Below are 18,079 nucleotides of genomic sequence, written 5' to 3' on the forward strand. Positions count from 1 at the left end.
ATAATGAAAAAAGCATTGCTGACCCTTTCTGCACTGGCGTTGTGCATGGCCGCTGGTTCCGCACTGGCCAAGGAATACAAAGAACTGCGTTTTGGCGTTGACCCTTCCTACGCTCCGTTCGAGTCCAAAGCGGCCGACGGCAGCCTGGTGGGCTTCGACATCGATCTGGGCAACGCGATCTGCGCCGAGCTGAAGGTCAAGTGCAAATGGGTCGAAAGCGATTTCGACGGTATGATTCCGGGCCTCAAGGCCAATAAATTCGACGGTGTGATCTCTTCCATGACCGTCACCGAAGCCCGCGAAAAAGTCATCGACTTCTCCAGCGAGCTGTTCTCCGGCCCGACCGCACTGGTCTACAAGAAAGGCTCCGGCATTTCTGACGTGGCCTCGCTCAAGGGTAAAAAGGTCGGCTACGAGCAAGGCACCATCCAGGAAGCCTACGCCAAGGCCGTGCTGGACAAGGCTGGCGTGACCACTCAGGCCTACGCCAACCAGGACCAGGTTTACGCTGACCTGACTTCCGGCCGTCTGGACGCCTCGATCCAGGACATGCTGCAAGCCCAACTGGGCTTTTTGAAGTCGCCACAAGGTGCCGCTTACGAAGTCAGCAAGCCGGTCAACGATCCTTTGCTGCCGGCCAAAACAGCTGTCGGTATCTCGAAAGGTAACAAAGAGCTCAAAGCCCTTCTCGATAAAGGTATCAAAGCGTTACACGATGATGGCACCTACACGACCATTCAAAAGAAACACTTCGGTGATCTGAATCTGTACAGCGGCAAATAATGCCCGGCGCCCATCCTCGTGATGGGCGCTTTTTTCACGCTATCAGGTCGCAGATTTTATGTTCGAAGAGCTGTTACAAAACCTCGGGCTTTCTGCCTTCAGCTTGAAGGGCTTTGGCCCGCTGCTGATACAGGGTACCTGGATGACCCTCAAATTATCGGTGTTGTCGCTGCTGGTAGCCGTGTTGCTCGGCCTGCTCGGCGCCACTGCCAAACTCTCCAGCCTCAAACTGCTGCGAGTTCCAGCCCAGGTCTACACCACACTGATTCGCGGCGTACCGGACCTGGTGTTGATGCTGCTGATTTTCTACAGCCTGCAAACCTGGCTGACCTCCCTGACCGACTTTATGGAATGGGAATACATCGAAATCAACCCGTTCAGCGCCGGGGTCATCACCCTGGGCTTCATTTATGGCGCGTACTTCACTGAAACCTTTCGCGGTGCGATCCTTGCCGTGCCCCGGGGTCAGGTCGAAGCCGCCACTGCCTACGGCCTCAAACGCGGTCAGCGGTTCCGCTTCGTGGTGTTCCCGCAAATGATGCGTTTCGCCCTGCCGGGTATCGGTAACAACTGGATGGTGATGCTCAAGGCCACCGCGCTGGTGTCGATCATCGGCCTGGCCGATCTGGTCAAAGCAGCTCAGGACGCCGGTAAAAGTTCCTATCAACTGTTCTACTTCCTGGTGCTGGCCGCCTTGATCTACCTGCTGATCACCAGCGCTTCGAACTATGTCCTGCGCAGGCTTGAACGCCGTTATGCCGCCGGTGCCCGGGAGGCCATACGATGATCGAACTTCTACAGGACTACTGGAAACCGTTTCTTTACACCGACGGTTACCACATCACCGGCCTGGCCATGACCCTGTGGCTCCTCAGCGCCTCGATCTTCATCGGTTTCCTGGTGTCGATTCCGCTGTCGATTGCCCGGGTTTCCCGCACGCTCTACGTGCGCTGGCCGGTGCAGTTCTACACCTACCTGTTTCGCGGTACGCCGCTGTATATCCAGCTGCTGATTTGCTACACCGGGATCTACAGCCTGGCCGCGGTCCGCGCGCAACCGGTGCTCGATGCGTTCTTTCGCGATGCGATGAACTGCACCATCCTCGCCTTTGCCCTGAACACCTGCGCCTACACCACGGAGATTTTCGCCGGGGCGATTCGCAGCATGAACCACGGCGAAGTCGAAGCGGCCAAGGCCTATGGCCTGACGGGCTGGAAGTTGTATGCCTACGTGATCATGCCGTCGGCCCTGCGCCGCTCGTTGCCGTACTACAGCAACGAAGTGATCCTGATGTTGCACTCGACCACTGTGGCCTTCACCGCCACCGTCCCGGACATTTTGAAAGTGGCGCGGGATGCCAACTCGGCGACCTTTTTGACCTTTCAATCGTTCGGCATTGCCGCGCTGATTTACCTGACCGTCACCTTTGCACTGGTCGGCCTGTTCCGACTGGCCGAACGCCGATGGCTGGCGTTCCTCGGACCGACCCACTAGGATTTTTTTCAAATGCGCCACCAGATCCATGACCTGCTTGCCCCGCTGCCGGGCACTGCACGACAGATCCACAGCTTCCACTTCGGCCCGACCCAGGCCAAGGGTAAGATTTACATCCAGTCCTCGCTGCACGCCGACGAAATGCCCGGCATGCTGGTGGCCTGGCACCTCAAGCTGCGTCTGGCGGAGCTCGAAGCCGCCGGCCGTCTGCGCAGCGAGATCGTGCTGGTGCCCGTGGCCAACCCAATTGGCCTCGAACAAGTGCTGATGGACGTGCCACTGGGCCGCTACGAGCTGGAAAGCGGACAGAACTTCAACCGCTGGTTCGTTGACCTCGGTGAAGAAATCGGCAACGAGATCGAAGGGCAACTGAACGGCGACCCGCAACACAACCTCGAGCTGATCCGTAGCAGCCTGCGCAACGCGCTGGCTCGGCAAACCGCCAGTACTCAACTGCAATCCCAGCGCCTGACCTTGCAAACACTGGCCTGCGATGCCGACATGGTGCTGGACCTGCATTGTGACTTCGAGGCCGTTGCGCACCTGTACACCACGCCCGAGGCCTGGCCGCAGGTCGAGCCACTGGCGCGCTACATCGGCGCCGAAGCCAGCCTGCTGGCCACCGACTCCGGCGGTCATTCGTTCGACGAGTGCTTCACGCTGGTCTGGTGGCAAATGCAGGAACGCTTCGGTGAGCACTTCAACATTCCGCTGGGCAGTTTCTCGGTGACCGTCGAATTGCGCGGTCAAGGCGACGTCAATCATCCGCTGGCCAGCCTCGACTGCCAGGCGCTGATCGATTATCTGATTCATTTCGGTGCCATCGAAGGTGAGGCCGCGCCGTTGCCCGAACTGCCCTACCCTGCCACTCCGCTGGCCGCGGTAGAGCCGGTCGCGACCCCGGTCGGCGGCTTGCTGGTGTACAGCGTGATGCCCGGCGAATACCTTGAGCCGGGACAATTGATCGCCGAAATCATCGATCCGATCGGCGACCGCGTGACCCCGGTTCATTGCGCCAACGCCGGCCTGCTCTATGCCCGTTCGACTCGCCGGATGGCCACTGCCGGCATGGTGATCGCCCATGTTGCGGGGCTCGAAGCCTATCGCACCGGTTACCTACTTTCGCCTTGAGGATGCATGCCCCATGTACAAACTGACCATCGAAGGCCTGCATAAATGCTACGGCACCCATGAAGTGCTCAAGGGTGTTTCGCTCAAGGCCAAGACCGGTGACGTGATCAGCCTGATCGGCGCCAGCGGCTCGGGCAAAAGTACCTTTTTGCGCTGCATCAACTTTCTCGAACAACCCAACGACGGCGCCATGAGCCTGGACGGTCAAGCGATTCGCATGATCAAGGACCCCCATGGCATGCGGGTGGCCGACGAAGCCGAACTGCAACGAATCCGTACCCGACTGGCCATGGTGTTCCAGCACTTCAACCTGTGGAGCCACATGACGGTGCTGGAAAACATCACCATGGCCCCGCGCCGGGTGCTGGGGGTCAGCAAGAAGGACGCAGAAGATCGCGCCCGGCGTTATCTGGACAAGGTCGGCCTGGCGGCGCGTGTGGCGGATCAATACCCGGCGTTTCTGTCGGGCGGCCAGCAACAGCGGGTGGCGATTGCCCGCGCCCTGGCGATGGAGCCGGAAGTCATGCTGTTCGACGAACCGACCTCGGCGCTGGACCCGGAACTGGTGGGCGAAGTGCTCAAGGTGATCCAGGGGCTGGCCGAAGAAGGCCGGACCATGATCATGGTGACCCATGAAATGAGCTTTGCCCGCAAGGTGTCCAATCAGGTGCTGTTCCTGCATCAGGGGCGGGTGGAGGAAGAAGGCGCGCCCGAAGACGTGCTCGGTAACCCGAAAAGCGAACGCCTCAAGCAATTCCTTAGCGGCAATCTCAAGTAACCCCGGCCCTGCCTCGCTTTTCGTCAGGCAACCGGCGCGGGAGGCGGCTTATCCGGCAAGGTGGGTTCGCCAGGCTCGCCAGGCTCGGTCGGTTGTTCGTTCGGGGTATCGGGGTCGGGTTGACCAGGGATTCCGCCGGCCAGCGTGACAGGCGGATGCGCCAGCAATGACCAGGCCAGCAGGCCCACTTGATTGGGCTCAAGCCTTGCCAGTTCGGCACTTATTCGCGGATCGATCTTCATGAATCACTCCTGAGCGATGGCCCGATGCGCCTTGCGCGCATCGGAGCAGTACACCCCATAGAGTGTACGCCCGCTCAGGAATTCCAACGGCTTGTCAGACGGCTGACTCAGGTACGCGGCAGGGTCACGCCACGCTGGCCCTGGTACTTGCCGCCACGGTCCTTGTAGGACACTTCACACTCTTCGTCAGACTCGAAAAACAGCATCTGTGCCACGCCTTCGTTGGCGTAGATCTTCGCCGGCAACGTGGTGGTGTTCGAGAACTCCAGGGTCACGTGGCCCTCCCACTCCGGCTCCAGCGGCGTGACGTTAACGATGATGCCGCAGCGAGCGTAGGTGCTCTTGCCCAGGCAGATCGTCAATACGTTACGCGGAATACGGAAAAATTCGACGGTACGGGCCAGCGCGAACGAGTTGGGCGGAATGATGCACACATCGCTTTTGACGTCGACGAAGCTCTTCTCATCGAAGTTCTTCGGATCGACGGTCGCCGAATTGATGTTGGTGAACACCTTGAATTCATCGGCGCAACGCACGTCGTAGCCGTAGCTCGATACGCCGAAGGAAATCAGCCGCTCGGAGCCTTCGCCACGCATCTGGCGCTCTACGAAGGGCTCGATCATGCCGTGCTCTTGGGCCATGCGGCGAATCCACTTGTCCGATTTGATGCTCATGGCGGGTGTCCTGAATAGCGAGGTGGAAAAATTCTGTCCGGCATCTTACCGGGGCGCGCCGCCGGTTCAAAGTCCGGGGCACAATTCTCGCCGATCCCCTACGACTTCCGGGTCTTCGCGGCAATACAGCGCACCGTCAGTCATGAAAACAGAGAAACCTTCGTAAAGACCATTGGCACGTTCAGGAAAAAGGGTTAAGGTGGCGCCACTGTGCTGCTTGTGTCACTGAGAATCTCTACACGATATGTTGAATTTCGATCCAACCATCTACAAGAATTTTTCCTGCTCTTTGCACTCAGTCTCGGCCAGGGTTCTTCCTGAGTCGCAGTTATCTTTGTTCAAGGAGTTACACCATGTCTAATCGCCAAACCGGTACCGTTAAGTGGTTCAACGATGAAAAAGGCTTCGGCTTCATCACTCCACAATCCGGTGACGACCTGTTCGTTCACTTCAAAGCTATCCAATCCGACGGCTTCAAAAGCCTGAAAGAAGGCCAACAGGTTTCTTTCATCGCTACCCGCGGTCAGAAAGGCATGCAAGCTGAAGAAGTTCAAGTTATCTAACTTGTCCTGATTTAGTAAAAAGCCCCGCCCTCAAAAGCGGGGCTTTTTTGTGCCCGTCTGTTTTTACCAGGCCACACCAAAGCCTGCCGTATAGCGAGTCTTGCTGAGATCACTATTCTCAGTGCCGCTGATCACGTCTCGCTCGGCCTTCAGATTGAGCGATGCCCACTCCGTCACCTTGTAGCGCAACCCAACTTCCGCATCGAGGGCGTAGTTCGCGACGCCAGACAACGGCTTGCCGACCTCACCACTGGAGAAAAGCTGAACTGTCTTGCCGATCAGGTAGCGGTTGTAGTCCCACTTCATTGCCAGGGAATAGAAGTTGTCTTGACCGCCACCCTTGTACTCATAGTCGGTACGGTTGAGCAGCGAGCCCAGAGAAAACGCCCCCAGCTCATCGTCCCAGAATTGATAGCCCGGGCCGGTACCCACCGTGCGCTGGCGGGACAGGTCTTCAACCTTGTCGCGCCTGTAGGTCAAACGCCCTTCCCAGAACCATTTTTCGGTGATGAAGCGGTCGAGGGCGTATTCAGCACGCCAATTATCCGTGGTGACCACGTCATTCTGGAATTCGCGGTTGTACTCACCCTCAGCGGTATGACGCCACTTGCCATGACGGGCGCTGGTCTTGAAATCAATGTCGTAGCTATTGGTGTCCTTTTCCGCTCGCTGGTAATCCAGCGCCATATCGACATTGCCTTTCCACACCATGTCTTCAATGACCGGCCTGGGCTTGATGATCTGCTGAATACTCGCCAGTTCGACAGTTTTCGGCGCCTCCCCATTGGCCAGGGTCACTTTGCCGGCTTCGGCAGCCCGCAGTGATTTGGCTTTTTCGCCGGTATAGGCATCCTGCTTGACCAGCAACTCCTGATCGCTTTCCAGCGTTTTGACCTGCTTCCAGTCAATCGCTATCGCCCCGGCGTATTCAGTCTGAATCAACAGCTTCCCGCCGTCGAAGACCTTGATCTTGCCACTCAAGCGGTCACCGTTTTTCAACCAGACCGTATCGGCCAGCAAGGGCGTAGAAGCACTGATAACGGCGAGACACATCAGGGTTCTGGACAACATAAACAAGGACAAGACTCAGGTTTGCTGTAAGGAGGCGGTATTATCCCCTCCGTAAATGCCTTGGCAAGGACTGACCCAAGCATTTGTTTTGAGTTGATTTCTCATTCGCCCGCTGAAGATTTACTCTAGAGAAAGCCTCAACACCTTCATCAGGAAGCGGCAACGTGACTGACGCCAACAATGAAACCGAAAACCCGGCACAGATGCGCCGAACCACGCTCTACCTGACCCTGGCCCAGGTTCCGGAAGGCAAAGTGGTGAGTTACGGTCAGCTCGCCGAACTGGCAGGCCTGGGGCGGGCCGCGCGTTGGGTGGGACGCACATTGAGTCAGTTGCCCGGCGACACCAAACTGCCCTGGCACCGCGTATTGGGTGCCGGCGGTCGCCTCAGCTTGCCAGTGGGCAGCCCCTCAGGGGATGAACAGCGGGCACGCTTACACATGGAAGGGGTCAGTATCCTGAACAATCGCGTTGATATTCAGCGTCATGGCTGGCGTCCGGTAGAGCACAGCGGTTAGAGTGCGCGCTTTGTTTTCGCAATTTTGAGGCAGACTCCAGCCCATGCCCCGTAAAACCTGGCGCGCCGCGCTCGCTGCTTATGCCAGCCCCTCGACGCTCGTACTGTTGCTACTGGGTTTCGCCGCCGGCCTACCCTACATGCTGGTGTTCTCAACGCTTTCCGTCTGGCTGCGTGAGGCTGGTGTCGCCCGTGAAACGATTGGTTATGCAAGCCTGATCGGGCTGGCCTACGCGTTTAAATGGGTGTGGTCGCCACTTCTCGACCAGTGGCGCCTGCCATTACTCGGCAAACTCGGCCGACGACGCTCCTGGCTGGTCCTGGCGCAGATACTGCTGATCCTCGGCCTGATCGGCATGGGTTTCTGCGACCCGCAAAAACACCTGTCCTGGCTGATTGCGATTGCCGTTCTGGTCGCATTCGCCTCCGCCACCCAGGATATTGCCGTCGATGCCTATCGCCTGGAAATTGTCGACGACACGCGCCAGGCAGCACTGGCGGCCAGTTATATGTCCGGCTATCGGGTCGCGGCCCTCCTGGCGACAGCGGGCGCGCTATTCATTGCCGAAGGCTTCGGTTCCACCGGATTCAATTACAAACACTCGGCCTGGACCGGCACCTACGCGCTGTTCGGCCTGCTGATGATCCCGGCGCTGGTGACCACCCTGCTCATGCGCGAGCCCCCCGTGCCGCTGCGCACCCAACTGTCCGCCGGACGCTACAGCTTTGCGCACCAACTGGTGTCGGTATTCGTACTCATCGTCTTGCTGGTATCCGTACCCGCGATGTTTACTCAGCTCTACAACACTGACTTCGCCAGCGTGATCACGGGCGCCATGAGCCCAATGGATCTACTGCTGGAAGATCGAGCGTTTCTACGGGCGCTGCTCTACATCATCCTGACCAGCCTGTGCCTCTCTGCCATGGGACGCCGCGGCCTGGCCCCGGTGCTGACGCCCGTCAACGACTTTGTTGTACGCTACCGCTGGCAGGCCTTTCTGCTGCTAGGCCTGATCGCCACCTATCGGATGTCCGACACCGTCATGGGCGTAATGGCCAACGTGTTTTACATCGACCTGGGCTTCACCAAGGATCAGATCGCCGGCGTCAGCAAGATCTTCGGCCTGATCATGACCCTGATAGGCGCCGGCATGGGCGGCCTGCTGATCGTGCGCTTCGGCATTCTGCCGATTCTGTTCATCGGCGGGTTCGCGTCAGCCGCCACCAACCTGCTGTTTGTGATGCTCGCCGACATGGGCGCCAACCTGGAGATGCTGATCGTCACCATCTCCCTGGACAACTTCAGTTCGGGCATGGCCACCTCAGCCTTCGTCGCCTACCTGTCGAGCCTGACCAACCTGAAGTTTTCCGCGACCCAGTACGCCCTGCTCAGCTCGATCATGCTCCTGCTGCCACGCCTGATCGGCGGCTACTCTGGAGTCATGGTGGAGAAGTACGGTTATCACAACTTCTTCATCATCACGACGCTGCTTGGCGTGCCGACCCTGCTATTGATCGCCCTGCACTGGTTCCAGGAAAACCGTCGCGAAGGTCCGACACCAACGCCCGAGCCGGCCCAGACCGCTACCGCCGCAGAAGAATCGTAAGAACCCTCGAAGGCGCGGGAGTTTCCCCGCCTTCGAGCCACGCCGCCGGCCGCAATCCTGTACGCCAGCAAATCTCGCCCGTACAATGCTCCGTCATTTCTAGTCTTCAGCAACCGACAACGGCCTACCATGCGTACCAGTCAATATTTGCTCGCCACACAGAAAGAAACGCCTTCCGATGCGGTCGTCATCAGCCATCAGCTGATGCTGCGCGCCGGCATGATCCGCAAACTCGCCTCCGGCCTGTACACCTGGCTGCCGATGGGCTTGCGAGTGATGCGCAAGGTCGAAGCCGTCGTTCGTGAAGAAATGAACGCCGCCGGCTCTCTCGAAGTGTTGATGCCGAGCACTCAACCGGCTGAGCTGTGGCAGGAATCCGGTCGCTGGGAAGAGTACGGCCCTGAATTGCTGCGCTTCAAGGATCGCCACGGTCGCGACTTCTGCGCCGGCCCGACTCACGAAGAAGTGATCACCGACCTGATGCGCAACGAGTTGAGCAGCTACAAGCAGCTGCCGATCAACCTGTACCAGATCCAGACCAAATTCCGCGATGAAATCCGCCCACGCTTCGGTTTGATGCGCGGCCGCGAGTTCATCATGAAGGACGCCTACTCGTTCCACGCTGATCAGGCATCGCTGCAGGTCACTTACGACCGCATGCATCAGGCCTACTGCAACGTCTTCACCCGACTCGGCCTGAAATTCCGCCCGGTTGAAGCCGACAACGGCTCCATTGGTGGCGCCGGCTCCCACGAGTTCCATGTACTGGCCGAATCCGGCGAAGACGACATCGTCTTCAGCAACGGTTCCGACTACGCAGCGAACATCGAAAAAGCCGAAGCCGTGCCACGCGAGACTTCTCGCCCTGCACCTGCCGAAGAACTGCGCCTGGTCGACACACCGAACGCAAAAACCATCGCGCAACTGGTGGAAGGCTTCAATCTGCCGATCGAAAAAACCATCAAGACCTTGGTGGTTCACGCCGAAGAAGCCGGCAAGCTGATCGCGCTGATCATTCGTGGCGACCACGAACTCAACGAAATCAAGGCCGCCAACCAGCCTGGCGTTGCCAGCCCACTGGTCATGGCCTCCGAAGCTGAACTGCGTGACGCTATCGGTGCCGGCGCTGGCTCTCTCGGCCCGCTGAATCTGCCATTGCCAATCATCATCGACCGCTCCGTCGAGCTGATGAGCGACTTCGGCATCGGTGCCAACATCGACGACAAGCACTACTTCGGCGTGAACTGGGAGCGCGATCTGCCAGTACCGACCGTGGCCGACCTGCGTAACGTCGTGGCCGGTGACCCGAGCCCTGACGGCAAAGGCACCCTGGAAATCAAACGCGGCATCGAAGTCGGGCACATCTTCCAGCTGGGCAACAAGTACAGCAAAGCGATGAAGTGCGAAGTGCTCGGCGAGAACGGTAAGCCGGTAACCCTGGAAATGGGTTGCTATGGCATCGGCGTGTCCCGCGTAGTAGCGGCGGCCATCGAGCAGAACAACGATGAGAAAGGCATCATCTGGAGCGACGCCCTCGCGCCATTCCAGATCGCCCTGGTGCCTCTGCGCTATGAGACCGAGCAGGTTCGCGAAGCTACCGACAAGCTGTATGCGGAACTGACCGCCGCCGGCTTCGAGGTACTGCTGGACGATCGCGACAAGAAAACCAGCCCGGGCATCAAGTTTGCGGACATGGAGCTGATCGGCATTCCTCACCGGATCGTGGTCAGTGACCGCGGCCTCGCCGACGGCAACCTGGAATACAAGAGCCGTACCGAGGCCGAGCCACAAGCGTTGCCGGTCGCTGACGTACTGTCGTTTCTCCAGGCTCGTATCCGCCGCTGACACCAGATAGAGAAGTCATGTTCAAGCGAAACACCTTAAACCTCGGTGGTGCCGCCCTGTGCGGCACCCTGTTGCTCAGCGGCTGCGCCAATCAGATGTCACAACGCAGCGAGCACGAGGAGCGCATCGAGCGCAAACTGCTCGATCACAGCCTGCAGATCGATGTCGGTGAGCCTAAGGTGCTTGAGCTGCCGCAACGCCGGGTACGGATTCACGAGCAGAAAACCTTCGAAGTCACCGAATACGACGTCACCCGCCGCTACGATCGCTACACGCCGTACCAACCCTGGCGCAAGGTCTACGAGATCCCGCTGGGCGCGGTGGCGTTGGTGGCTGGCGTCGGCGCGAACATCGTCAACGTGTTCGCCCTCGGTAATCTGCCAGACAGCATGACAAGGGACTGGATCAGCACTGGCATTGACGGGCTCAACCCGTTCATGAACGTACAGTCCCGCGGTCGCGCACAACAGAACCTGGCCGGCATCGATGAAGTCCAGCGTGATAAACGCATGGAATACTCAAGTCTGCCATGGAACGAGCGCCCGGTAGAGGTCAGGGCCGGCAAGCAGACCTTCGAGCTCACCACTGACCGCAACGGCGTGTTGCGCCTGAACCTGCTCGACAGCCCGTTCGCGGAGCAGGACCTGAATCATATCGGCAAGCTGCAGATCACTGTCGAAGATGCTCAGGACGACGTGCACACCGACTCGTCCCTGACAATCAGCAGCACCTTGCGCAGCAAGCTGCTGGAAGCTCATTCGCTGATTTACGACGACCTTGAAGACGACGAAGTGAGCCAGTGGGTGCACCGGGTCAAACGCCTGTCGGAGTTGGGTCTGGAAGAAGAAGCCAGCGAGCTGGAACAAAGCCTGATCGAACTGACCCGCAACGATCCCGAGTTGCAAAGCGAGTTTCTCAAGTCGTTGACCAAGGATGCCGGGCGATTGGTGGCGGATCCAGGCGCCAATTGATAGTTTGAAAAGATCGCAGCCTGCGGCAGCTACAGAATGCACACCTATCCCCAAGGAGCTGCCGCAGGCTGCGATCTTTTCAACGCTCAAACAGATCCAACTGCTCGAACCCGCCCCGCAGATCCTGCAAACGCACACCAATCCCCAATAATCGCACGGGTTTGCCACCCCGATTGAAAGCCTGTGCCAGCAACAGCTGATAGCTGCCAAGGTCTCGCCCCGCCCCGGCTTGCTCCAGCGTCGTCTGGGTAAAGTCATGAAACTTCACTTTGACGAACGGCTTTCCCGGACGGTAGCTGCTATCGATCCGCGCCATACGCCCGTTCAGGGTTTCCAGCAGCTCCGGCAGCTTATCCAGGCAACTGAGCAGATCCGGAAGGTCCACATCGTAGGTGTTTTCGACACTCACCGACTGCCGACGACTGTCGTTCTGCACCTGCCGATCATCGATCCCACGCGCCAGACCCCACAGACGCTCGCCAAAACTTCCAAATTCGCGCACCAGCGCCAACTTGTTCCAATCGCGTAACTGCAGGCAATCGACGATACCGAGCTTCGCCAGCTTGTCGGCGGTGACTTTGCCGACGCCGTGCAGCTTGGTCACCGGCAACTGTGAGACAAAGTCCTGGACCTGATCCGGCGTGATCACAAACAACCCGTTGGGCTTTTTCCAGTCACTGGCGATCTTCGCGAGAAACTTGTTCGGCGCCACACCCGCCGAGACGGTGATATGCAGCTGATTGGAGACCCGGCGCCGAATGTCCTGGGCAATTCGCGTGGCACTGCCAGCGAAATGCGTACTTTCGGACACATCCAGGTACGCCTCATCCAGCGACAGTGGCTCGATCAGGTCGGTGTAATCACGAAAAATCGTCTGGATCTCTTTCGACGCCTCTCTATAGGCATCCATTCGCGGCTTGACGATGACCAGGTCCGGGCACAGCTTCAAGGCATGCCGTGATGACATGGCCGAGCGCACCCCATACGCCCGCGCTTCATAATTACACGTCGCGATAACACCGCGATGATCCGCCGAGCCACCCACCGCCAGCGGTTTGCTCGCCAGAGTCGGGTCGTCACGCATCTCGATGGCGGCATAGAAGCAGTCACAATCGACGTGGATGATTTTGCGCTGCGTCATATAAGGCGGTGTTCGATGAAGGAAAAGGGACTACGGCGAACCGGATCGCCAGTATCTCACTGACAACTGTATATAGCACCAGTGCTTTGATTCTTCTCTATTAGCAGTAGGAAACGCCTTCGCTGGATTTATTTTTTCAATCGAACTTAATCCGTCAATAGAGCTGAAAGCCTTGCACAGCAAGCCCTCAAGCCCTATTCGACCTCCAGCTTGATACGCTAAGCAATTGAACAGGAACAGATTTTTCTGAATTAGCGATTGACACCCCAGCGATCCTCTGTAGAATGCCGACACACAGACGCGGGATGGAGCAGTCTGGTAGCTCGTCGGGCTCATAACCCGAAGGTCGTCGGTTCAAATCCGGCTCCCGCAACCAAACATCAAAAAAGGCTACTCGAAAGAGTGGCCTTTTTTGTGCGCGTATGTTTTTCGTCTCTCATCCTCCCCTCTCGTCGCCTGAGCCGAGAAAAACCCTTTTCGCTTCTTATACTTAACCTGAGCGCAGCGACCGCTCGACGCTAATTAACGTTAATTTGACCAAGCGGACTATTAACGGTTGACACTCAGGCGATCGCCTGTAGAATGCCGCCACACAGACGCGGGATGGAGCAGTCTGGTAGCTCGTCGGGCTCATAACCCGAAGGTCGTCGGTTCAAATCCGGCTCCCGCAACCAAACATCAAAAAAGGCTGCTCGAAAGAGCGGCCTTTTTTGTATCTGTAGAAAAGTCCTTTCGCAACAATGATCTGGCAATGTGTCAAGAACCTTTGGCGCTCTTCAGGGTCCACCAGATCAGGCTATGCTGAGTCGCAGGCAAGCCTCTCTACGATTGAGTGTGCGTAATCCCCGATGCTCGGTGATACGCGTTAATATTTGTGATTATTTTTTTCTACAGGGATTGGTAACTTGGCTGGATACCCCCATCCTGTCGCGCACAATCCAAGAGGTGATTGATGCGCGCCAACTCGTCTGATTCACAAGACACCGTCACAGCGACACAACCGATCATTGCCACCCGTCTACATTGGCTGGATCTGGTCAGCAAGTACCGTCAGCCCATTGGCCTGGCGGTCACGTTGCTATTGTTCGCTATCGCGTTGATTGCCTGTCGCCATCTATTAAGCGAACTCGATCTCTACGCCCTGCACGACTCGATTCTGGAAGTGCCGAAGCCGGCCCTGCTCGGCGCATTGGGCGCAACCATTGCAGGCTTCATCATATTGCTCGGCTATGAATGGTCGGCCACTCGTTACGCTGGCGTGAGCCTGCCGCCGCGCACGATGATTCTGGGTGGTTTCACCGCATTCGCCATCGGCAACGCCATTGGCCTTTCGCTGCTGTCCGGCGGTTCGGTGCGTTACCGCCTGTACGCACGTCACGGTCTCGGGGCGTCGGAAGTCGCCCACATGACGTTGTTTGCCAGCCTGTCATTGGGCTGCGCTTTGCCACCGCTCGCGGCCCTGGCGACACTCAGCAACCTGCCTGCCGCTTCCACTGCGCTGCATTTGTCACAGCCGTTGCTGGGCGCAATTGCAATTGCCGTGCTGCTGCTCTGCTCGGTATTGGCCATCGGCATCTACCGCCGCCGCCTGCCAGAGCAACCGTATACGGATAATCTGCTGGTTCGCATCGGTCGACGCACGCTACGCTTGCCGGGTCGTCGCCTGACCTTCCTGCAATTGGTGATTACCGCACTGGACGTGGCAGCCGCTGCGACCGTGCTTTATCTGCTGCTGCCGGAAGCGCCACCGTTCGGCGCCTTCCTGCTGGTCTATCTGCTGGCCCTGGCCGCTGGTGTGCTCAGCCACGTGCCGGGCGGTGTCGGGGTATTCGAAGCGATTCTGCTGGCGGCCTTTGCCGACAAACTCGGCGCTGCGCCACTGGCGGCCGCCCTGCTGCTGTATCGCCTGATCTATGTGGTTCTGCCGCTATTGGCGGCTTGCGTCCTGCTGCTGATCAATGAAGCACAACGCCTGTTCAACACCCGTCAATCGCTGCGCGCCGCCTCGGGCATGGCCGCGCCGGTACTGGCGATACTGGTGTTCCTGTCTGGCGTCGTATTGCTGTTCTCCGGTGCGACACCGGAAATCGACACCCGCCTGGAACACATCGGATTCTTGATCCCCCATCGCCTGGTCGATGCCTCGCACTTCGGTGCCAGTCTGATCGGCGTGCTCTGCCTGCTGCTGGCTCAAGGCCTGCGCCGTCGCCTCTCGGCCGCGTGGATGCTGACCACCATTTTGCTGATGATCGGTGCCGTGCTCTCGCTGCTCAAAGGGTTCGACTGGGAAGAAGCCTGCCTGATGATCCTGACCGCCAGCCTGCTGGCGATCTTCCGTCGCTCCTTCTACCGTCCAAGCCGTTTGACCGAAGTGCCGTTCTCGCCGCTGTACCTGGTGGCCAGCCTGTGCGTGTTGGGTGCCTCGATCTGGCTGCTGCTGTTCGCCTATCAGGATGTGCCGTACAGCCATCAACTGTGGTGGCAGTTCACCCTGGACTCTGATGCCCCACGCGGCCTGCGCTCGCTGCTTGGCGCGGCAGTCTTGCTGGTGGTGGTGTCTCTGACCTGGCTGCTGCGCACTGCGCGCCCGGTGATTCATCAGCCCGACGCCGCAGAACTGGATAAGGCGGTGAAAATCCTGATGGCCTCGTCGCAACCGGACGGTGGTCTGGCGCTGACCGGTGACAAGGCGCTACTGTTCCACCCTAACGACGAAGCGTTCTTGATGTATGCGCGTCGTGGCCGCAGCCTGGTGGCCCTGTACGACCCGATCGGCCCGACCCAGCAACGCGCGGAGATGATCTGGCAGTTCCGTGACCTCTGCGACCTTCATCACGCCCGTCCGGTGTTTTATCAGGTCCGCGCCGAAAACCTGCCGTACTACATGGACATCGGCCTGACCGCGATCAAACTGGGCGAAGAAGCCCGGGTTGACCTGCTGCGCTTTGATCTCGAAGCCAAGGGCAAAGAGATGAAGGACCTGCGTTACACCTGGAACCGTGGCTCCCGCGATGGCCTGTCGCTGGAAATCTACGAACCGGGTCACGCACCAATGGATGAACTGAAGGTCATTTCCGATGCCTGGCTGACCGGCAAGAACGTTCGCGAGAAAGGCTTCTCTCTCGGCCGTTTCAGCGACGATTACCTCAAGCACTTCCGTATCGCGATCATTCACTTTGAAGGTCGCCCGGTGGCATTCGCCAACCTGCTCGAGACGTATAGCCACGACCTGGCCAGCCTCGACCTGATGCGCGCACACCCGGACGCCCCCAAGCTGACCATGGAGTTCATGATGGTCGGCCTGATTCAACATTATAAAAACCATGGATATGCACGTTTCAGTCTGGGCATGGTGCCGCTGTCGGGTCTGCAACCCCGTCGTGGCGCGCCACTGACCCAACGCCTCGGCTCTATGGTGTTTCGCCGTGGCGAGCAGCTCTATAACTTCCAGGGGTTGCGCCGCTTCAAGGACAAATTCCAGCCTGACTGGGAACCTCGTTACATGGCCGTGCCCGCCGGACTCGATCCGTTGGTGGCACTGGCCGATACCGCCGCCCTGATTGCGGGCGGCTTGACTGGATTGGTGAAACGCTGATGATTCAACGCTCCTGGCGGTATGTATTGGCCACTCTGGTGGTGCTGTCTGTGATCCTCGGTGGCGGTTACTGGTACTGGAACCGCCCGGCACCAGAGCCCACGCTCGAACTGCTGACGCCCATTGATGGTCCGGCAATGACCCGTGTCATTCCCGGCACCACGCCGCGCGCCCAGGTGGTGGTCGCGGTGAACGAAGATCAAAAGCTCAGCGACAAGCAGCTGATGACCCTGAGCCAAGGCGGTGCCGCGCAAATCGTTCAGGTGGTCCTGCCCACGGATTGCACGCAGCAAGGCAGCGCCCTGCAATCGGCTATCCAACAGCTCAAAGGCCCAGCGACCCTGGTCAGCGGCATCGGCCCTGGCGCCGTCCTGGCCTGGCGCTGGTTGGCCGAGCAAAAAGACGACAAGTCCCAGGCCGTTTCAGTAGACCTGGCGCTGGAAAAACCCGGCTGCACCCACTTGCTGCCAAAAAGCGCAGCTCACGGTCATTGGCTGGTCGCATGGAACGATAACCCGGACGACACCAGCGCCGGATTTGTACGCGATCAACCCAATGCCGAAACCAGCATCAGCGACTACGACATCAACCTGCCGCAAGTCCTCAACAACGAACTGCGCAAGATCCTCGTCGGCGCCGACAAGGGCAACGGCGGCCTGAATATTCCGGTGGTCGAAGTGCCTGCCGGCCAGGCCAAGGACACCGTTACCCTGTTCCTTTCCGGTGACGGTGGCTGGCGCGACCTGGACCGTGACGTGGCCGGTGAAATGGCGAAGATCGGCTACCCGGTGGTCGGCATCGACACCCTGCGCTACTACTGGCAGCACAAGAGCCCTGAGCAAAGCGCCATCGACCTTGCCGAACTGATGCAGCACTACCGCCAGAAGTGGGGCACCAAACGCTTCATCCTGACGGGCTACTCGTTCGGCGCTGACGTCTTGCCAGCGATCTACAACCGCATGCCGGAAAGCGAACAGCAACGGGTCGATGCAATCATCCTGCTGGCGTTCGCTCGCACCGGCAGCTTCGAAATCGAAGTTGATGGCTGGCTCGGCAACGCCGGCAAAGAAGCCGCCACCGGCCCGGAAATGGCCAAGCTGCCGGCCGACAAGGTGCTATGCATCTACGGCGCAGAAGAAATCGCCGAGAGCGGATGCACCGACAAGACTGCTGTTGGCGAAGCCATGAAGCTACCCGGCGGCCACCACTTCGACGAGAACTACCCGGCCCTGGCCAAACGTCTGGTCGATGCCATCGTGAAGCGCCAGAGCAAGGACAAGGTTGCTGAACAGTGATCTGAACCGGGCTCAACAAAAAGCCCCCGTTACCGCAAGGTAACGGGGGCTTTTTTATGGTTCTCACCCTCAGAACTGAAAACCATCGGTTTCACGCCACTGATCTACTGCTCGGATCAGGCGTTATTCAACGTCCGCGCCGGCGTCCCCATCGTCGAAGCATTGACACAAGCCTCCGATTTGCTGTTCCTCGCCAGATCATTTGCTCAGGATGCCGCCTTCGCAAAAGGCACCGACCGCCACGCCTGGGCCGCGCATTATCTGACGGCAATGAGTAAGGCAGTGATTGATGATGTGGTAAAGGTCCTGACCCCGCGACCTGCCCGGACAAAGACCAAATCTGAAGACCAACGGCCTGAAAGCAACTAAAGG

17 protein-coding genes and 2 tRNA genes are annotated in these 18,079 nt (G+C 58.8%); 15 read left to right on the plus strand and 4 right to left on the minus strand.

From position 1 onward, the window contains the following. Window positions 1-3: 3 nt before the first annotated feature. The 5 genes from BLL42_RS07945 to BLL42_RS07965 are packed head-to-tail and all read left to right on the plus strand — an operon-like array spanning window position 4 to window position 4,186. Window positions 4-783: a transporter substrate-binding domain-containing protein gene (locus BLL42_RS07945; RefSeq protein WP_071551559.1), complete on the plus strand. Its 780-nt coding sequence runs from the start codon at window positions 4-6 to the stop codon at window positions 781-783. A gap of 58 nt (window positions 784-841) precedes the next feature. Further along, the gene (locus BLL42_RS07950) at window positions 842-1,570 is read left to right on the plus strand and encodes an ABC transporter permease (protein WP_071551560.1); all 729 of its coding nucleotides are present in this window, start codon (window positions 842-844) and stop codon (window positions 1,568-1,570) included. Further along, window positions 1,567-2,277, plus strand: a complete 711-nt coding sequence (locus BLL42_RS07955; protein ID WP_071551561.1) for an ABC transporter permease — start codon at window positions 1,567-1,569, stop codon at window positions 2,275-2,277. Before BLL42_RS07950 ends, BLL42_RS07955 begins: the two co-directional genes overlap by 4 nt. A 12-nt stretch (window positions 2,278-2,289) precedes the next feature. Further along, window positions 2,290-3,408 (plus strand): succinylglutamate desuccinylase/aspartoacylase family protein, encoded by a 1,119-nt coding sequence (locus BLL42_RS07960; RefSeq protein WP_071551562.1) that lies wholly within the window; start codon window positions 2,290-2,292, stop codon window positions 3,406-3,408. 13 nt (window positions 3,409-3,421) lie between these two features. Further along, window positions 3,422-4,186, plus strand: a complete 765-nt coding sequence (locus BLL42_RS07965) for an ABC transporter ATP-binding protein (RefSeq protein ID WP_071551563.1) — start codon at window positions 3,422-3,424, stop codon at window positions 4,184-4,186. Window positions 4,187-4,209: 23 nt separating this feature from the next. On the opposite strand, the gene BLL42_RS07970 is transcribed toward BLL42_RS07965, so the two are convergent. Then, a complete protein-coding gene (locus tag BLL42_RS07970) occupies window positions 4,210-4,428 on the minus strand; it encodes a hypothetical protein (protein WP_071551564.1) in 219 nt (72 codons plus the stop codon). 107 nt (window positions 4,429-4,535) lie between these two features. Beyond that, window positions 4,536-5,102, minus strand: coding sequence for a dCTP deaminase (gene dcd, locus BLL42_RS07975; protein WP_071551565.1), 567 nt, complete (start codon window positions 5,100-5,102; stop codon window positions 4,536-4,538). A 353-nt stretch (window positions 5,103-5,455) separates the two neighbouring features. Between dcd and BLL42_RS07980 the strand changes: the two genes are divergently transcribed. Beyond that, complete coding sequence (locus BLL42_RS07980; protein ID WP_002554837.1) at window positions 5,456-5,665, plus strand: cold-shock protein; 210 nt, start codon at window positions 5,456-5,458, stop codon at window positions 5,663-5,665. A 63-nt stretch (window positions 5,666-5,728) separates the two neighbouring features. On the opposite strand, the gene BLL42_RS07985 is transcribed toward BLL42_RS07980, so the two are convergent. Next, window positions 5,729-6,736 (minus strand): DUF481 domain-containing protein, encoded by a 1,008-nt coding sequence (locus BLL42_RS07985; protein ID WP_071551566.1) that lies wholly within the window; start codon window positions 6,734-6,736, stop codon window positions 5,729-5,731. 203 nt (window positions 6,737-6,939) lie between these two features. On the opposite strand from BLL42_RS07985, the gene BLL42_RS07990 reads away from it, so the two are divergent. The 4 genes from BLL42_RS07990 (at window position 6,940) to BLL42_RS08005 (ending at window position 11,676) form a co-directional block, all read left to right on the plus strand. After that, complete coding sequence (locus tag BLL42_RS07990) at window positions 6,940-7,254, plus strand: MGMT family protein (RefSeq protein ID WP_236721988.1); 315 nt, start codon at window positions 6,940-6,942, stop codon at window positions 7,252-7,254. Between the two features lie 43 nt (window positions 7,255-7,297). After that, complete coding sequence (locus BLL42_RS07995; protein WP_071551568.1) at window positions 7,298-8,860, plus strand: AmpG family muropeptide MFS transporter; 1,563 nt, start codon at window positions 7,298-7,300, stop codon at window positions 8,858-8,860. A 129-nt stretch (window positions 8,861-8,989) separates the two neighbouring features. Further along, on the plus strand, window positions 8,990-10,705 hold the full coding sequence (locus BLL42_RS08000) for a proline--tRNA ligase (RefSeq protein ID WP_071551569.1): 1,716 nt from the start codon (window positions 8,990-8,992) through the stop codon (window positions 10,703-10,705). Between the two features lie 17 nt (window positions 10,706-10,722). Further along, window positions 10,723-11,676, plus strand: coding sequence for a hypothetical protein (locus tag BLL42_RS08005; protein ID WP_071551570.1), 954 nt, complete (start codon window positions 10,723-10,725; stop codon window positions 11,674-11,676). A gap of 79 nt (window positions 11,677-11,755) precedes the next feature. Here BLL42_RS08005 and dinB read toward each other — a convergent pair whose 3' ends face one another. Further along, complete coding sequence (dinB, locus tag BLL42_RS08010) at window positions 11,756-12,817, minus strand: DNA polymerase IV (protein ID WP_071551571.1); 1,062 nt, start codon at window positions 12,815-12,817, stop codon at window positions 11,756-11,758. Window positions 12,818-13,116: 299 nt separating this feature from the next. Here dinB and BLL42_RS08015 point away from each other — a divergent pair. From BLL42_RS08015 to BLL42_RS08035, 5 genes are all read left to right on the plus strand, one after another. Further along, window positions 13,117-13,193 (plus strand) — tRNA-Met (locus tag BLL42_RS08015). Between the two features lie 221 nt (window positions 13,194-13,414). Then, window positions 13,415-13,491: transfer RNA gene (locus BLL42_RS08020), tRNA-Met, on the plus strand. Window positions 13,492-13,769: 278 nt separating this feature from the next. Continuing rightward, on the plus strand, window positions 13,770-16,412 hold the full coding sequence (mprF, locus tag BLL42_RS08025) for a bifunctional lysylphosphatidylglycerol flippase/synthetase MprF (protein ID WP_071551572.1): 2,643 nt from the start codon (window positions 13,770-13,772) through the stop codon (window positions 16,410-16,412). After that, complete coding sequence (locus tag BLL42_RS08030; protein ID WP_071551573.1) at window positions 16,412-17,707, plus strand: virulence factor family protein; 1,296 nt, start codon at window positions 16,412-16,414, stop codon at window positions 17,705-17,707. The genes mprF and BLL42_RS08030 overlap by 1 nt, the downstream gene beginning before the upstream one ends. A gap of 75 nt (window positions 17,708-17,782) precedes the next feature. Next, window positions 17,783-18,076, plus strand: coding sequence for a DUF3077 domain-containing protein (locus BLL42_RS08035; protein ID WP_071551574.1), 294 nt, complete (start codon window positions 17,783-17,785; stop codon window positions 18,074-18,076). The last annotated feature ends 3 nt before the right edge of the window (window positions 18,077-18,079 follow it).

The sequence above is a fragment of the Pseudomonas frederiksbergensis genome (assembly GCF_001874645.1).
In the GTDB taxonomy this organism is placed as follows: Bacteria; Pseudomonadota; Gammaproteobacteria; order Pseudomonadales; family Pseudomonadaceae; genus Aquipseudomonas; species Aquipseudomonas frederiksbergensis_B.

Bases quoted from the DNA above. Each gene is read 5' to 3' on its own strand.
- BLL42_RS07985 (WP_071551566.1), bottom strand. From the start codon at position 6,736: ATGTTGTCCAGAACCCTGATGTGTCTCGCCGTTATCAGTGCTTCTACG.
- dcd (WP_071551565.1), bottom strand. From the start codon at position 5,102: ATGAGCATCAAATCGGACAAGTGGATTCGCCGCATGGCCCAAGAGCAC.
- BLL42_RS08000 (WP_071551569.1), top strand. From the start codon at position 8,990: ATGCGTACCAGTCAATATTTGCTCGCCACACAGAAAGAAACGCCTTCC.
- mprF (WP_071551572.1), top strand. From the start codon at position 13,770: ATGCGCGCCAACTCGTCTGATTCACAAGACACCGTCACAGCGACACAA.
- dinB (WP_071551571.1), bottom strand. From the start codon at position 12,817: ATGACGCAGCGCAAAATCATCCACGTCGATTGTGACTGCTTCTATGCC.
- BLL42_RS07970 (WP_071551564.1), bottom strand. From the start codon at position 4,428: ATGAAGATCGATCCGCGAATAAGTGCCGAACTGGCAAGGCTTGAGCCC.
- BLL42_RS08005 (WP_071551570.1), top strand. From the start codon at position 10,723: ATGTTCAAGCGAAACACCTTAAACCTCGGTGGTGCCGCCCTGTGCGGC.
- BLL42_RS07950 (WP_071551560.1), top strand. From the start codon at position 842: ATGTTCGAAGAGCTGTTACAAAACCTCGGGCTTTCTGCCTTCAGCTTG.
- BLL42_RS07990 (WP_236721988.1), top strand. From the start codon at position 6,940: ATGCGCCGAACCACGCTCTACCTGACCCTGGCCCAGGTTCCGGAAGGC.
- BLL42_RS07980 (WP_002554837.1), top strand. From the start codon at position 5,456: ATGTCTAATCGCCAAACCGGTACCGTTAAGTGGTTCAACGATGAAAAA.
- BLL42_RS07965 (WP_071551563.1), top strand. From the start codon at position 3,422: ATGTACAAACTGACCATCGAAGGCCTGCATAAATGCTACGGCACCCAT.
- BLL42_RS07960 (WP_071551562.1), top strand. From the start codon at position 2,290: ATGCGCCACCAGATCCATGACCTGCTTGCCCCGCTGCCGGGCACTGCA.
- BLL42_RS08030 (WP_071551573.1), top strand. From the start codon at position 16,412: ATGATTCAACGCTCCTGGCGGTATGTATTGGCCACTCTGGTGGTGCTG.
- BLL42_RS07945 (WP_071551559.1), top strand. From the start codon at position 4: ATGAAAAAAGCATTGCTGACCCTTTCTGCACTGGCGTTGTGCATGGCC.
- BLL42_RS07955 (WP_071551561.1), top strand. From the start codon at position 1,567: ATGATCGAACTTCTACAGGACTACTGGAAACCGTTTCTTTACACCGAC.
- BLL42_RS07995 (WP_071551568.1), top strand. From the start codon at position 7,298: ATGCCCCGTAAAACCTGGCGCGCCGCGCTCGCTGCTTATGCCAGCCCC.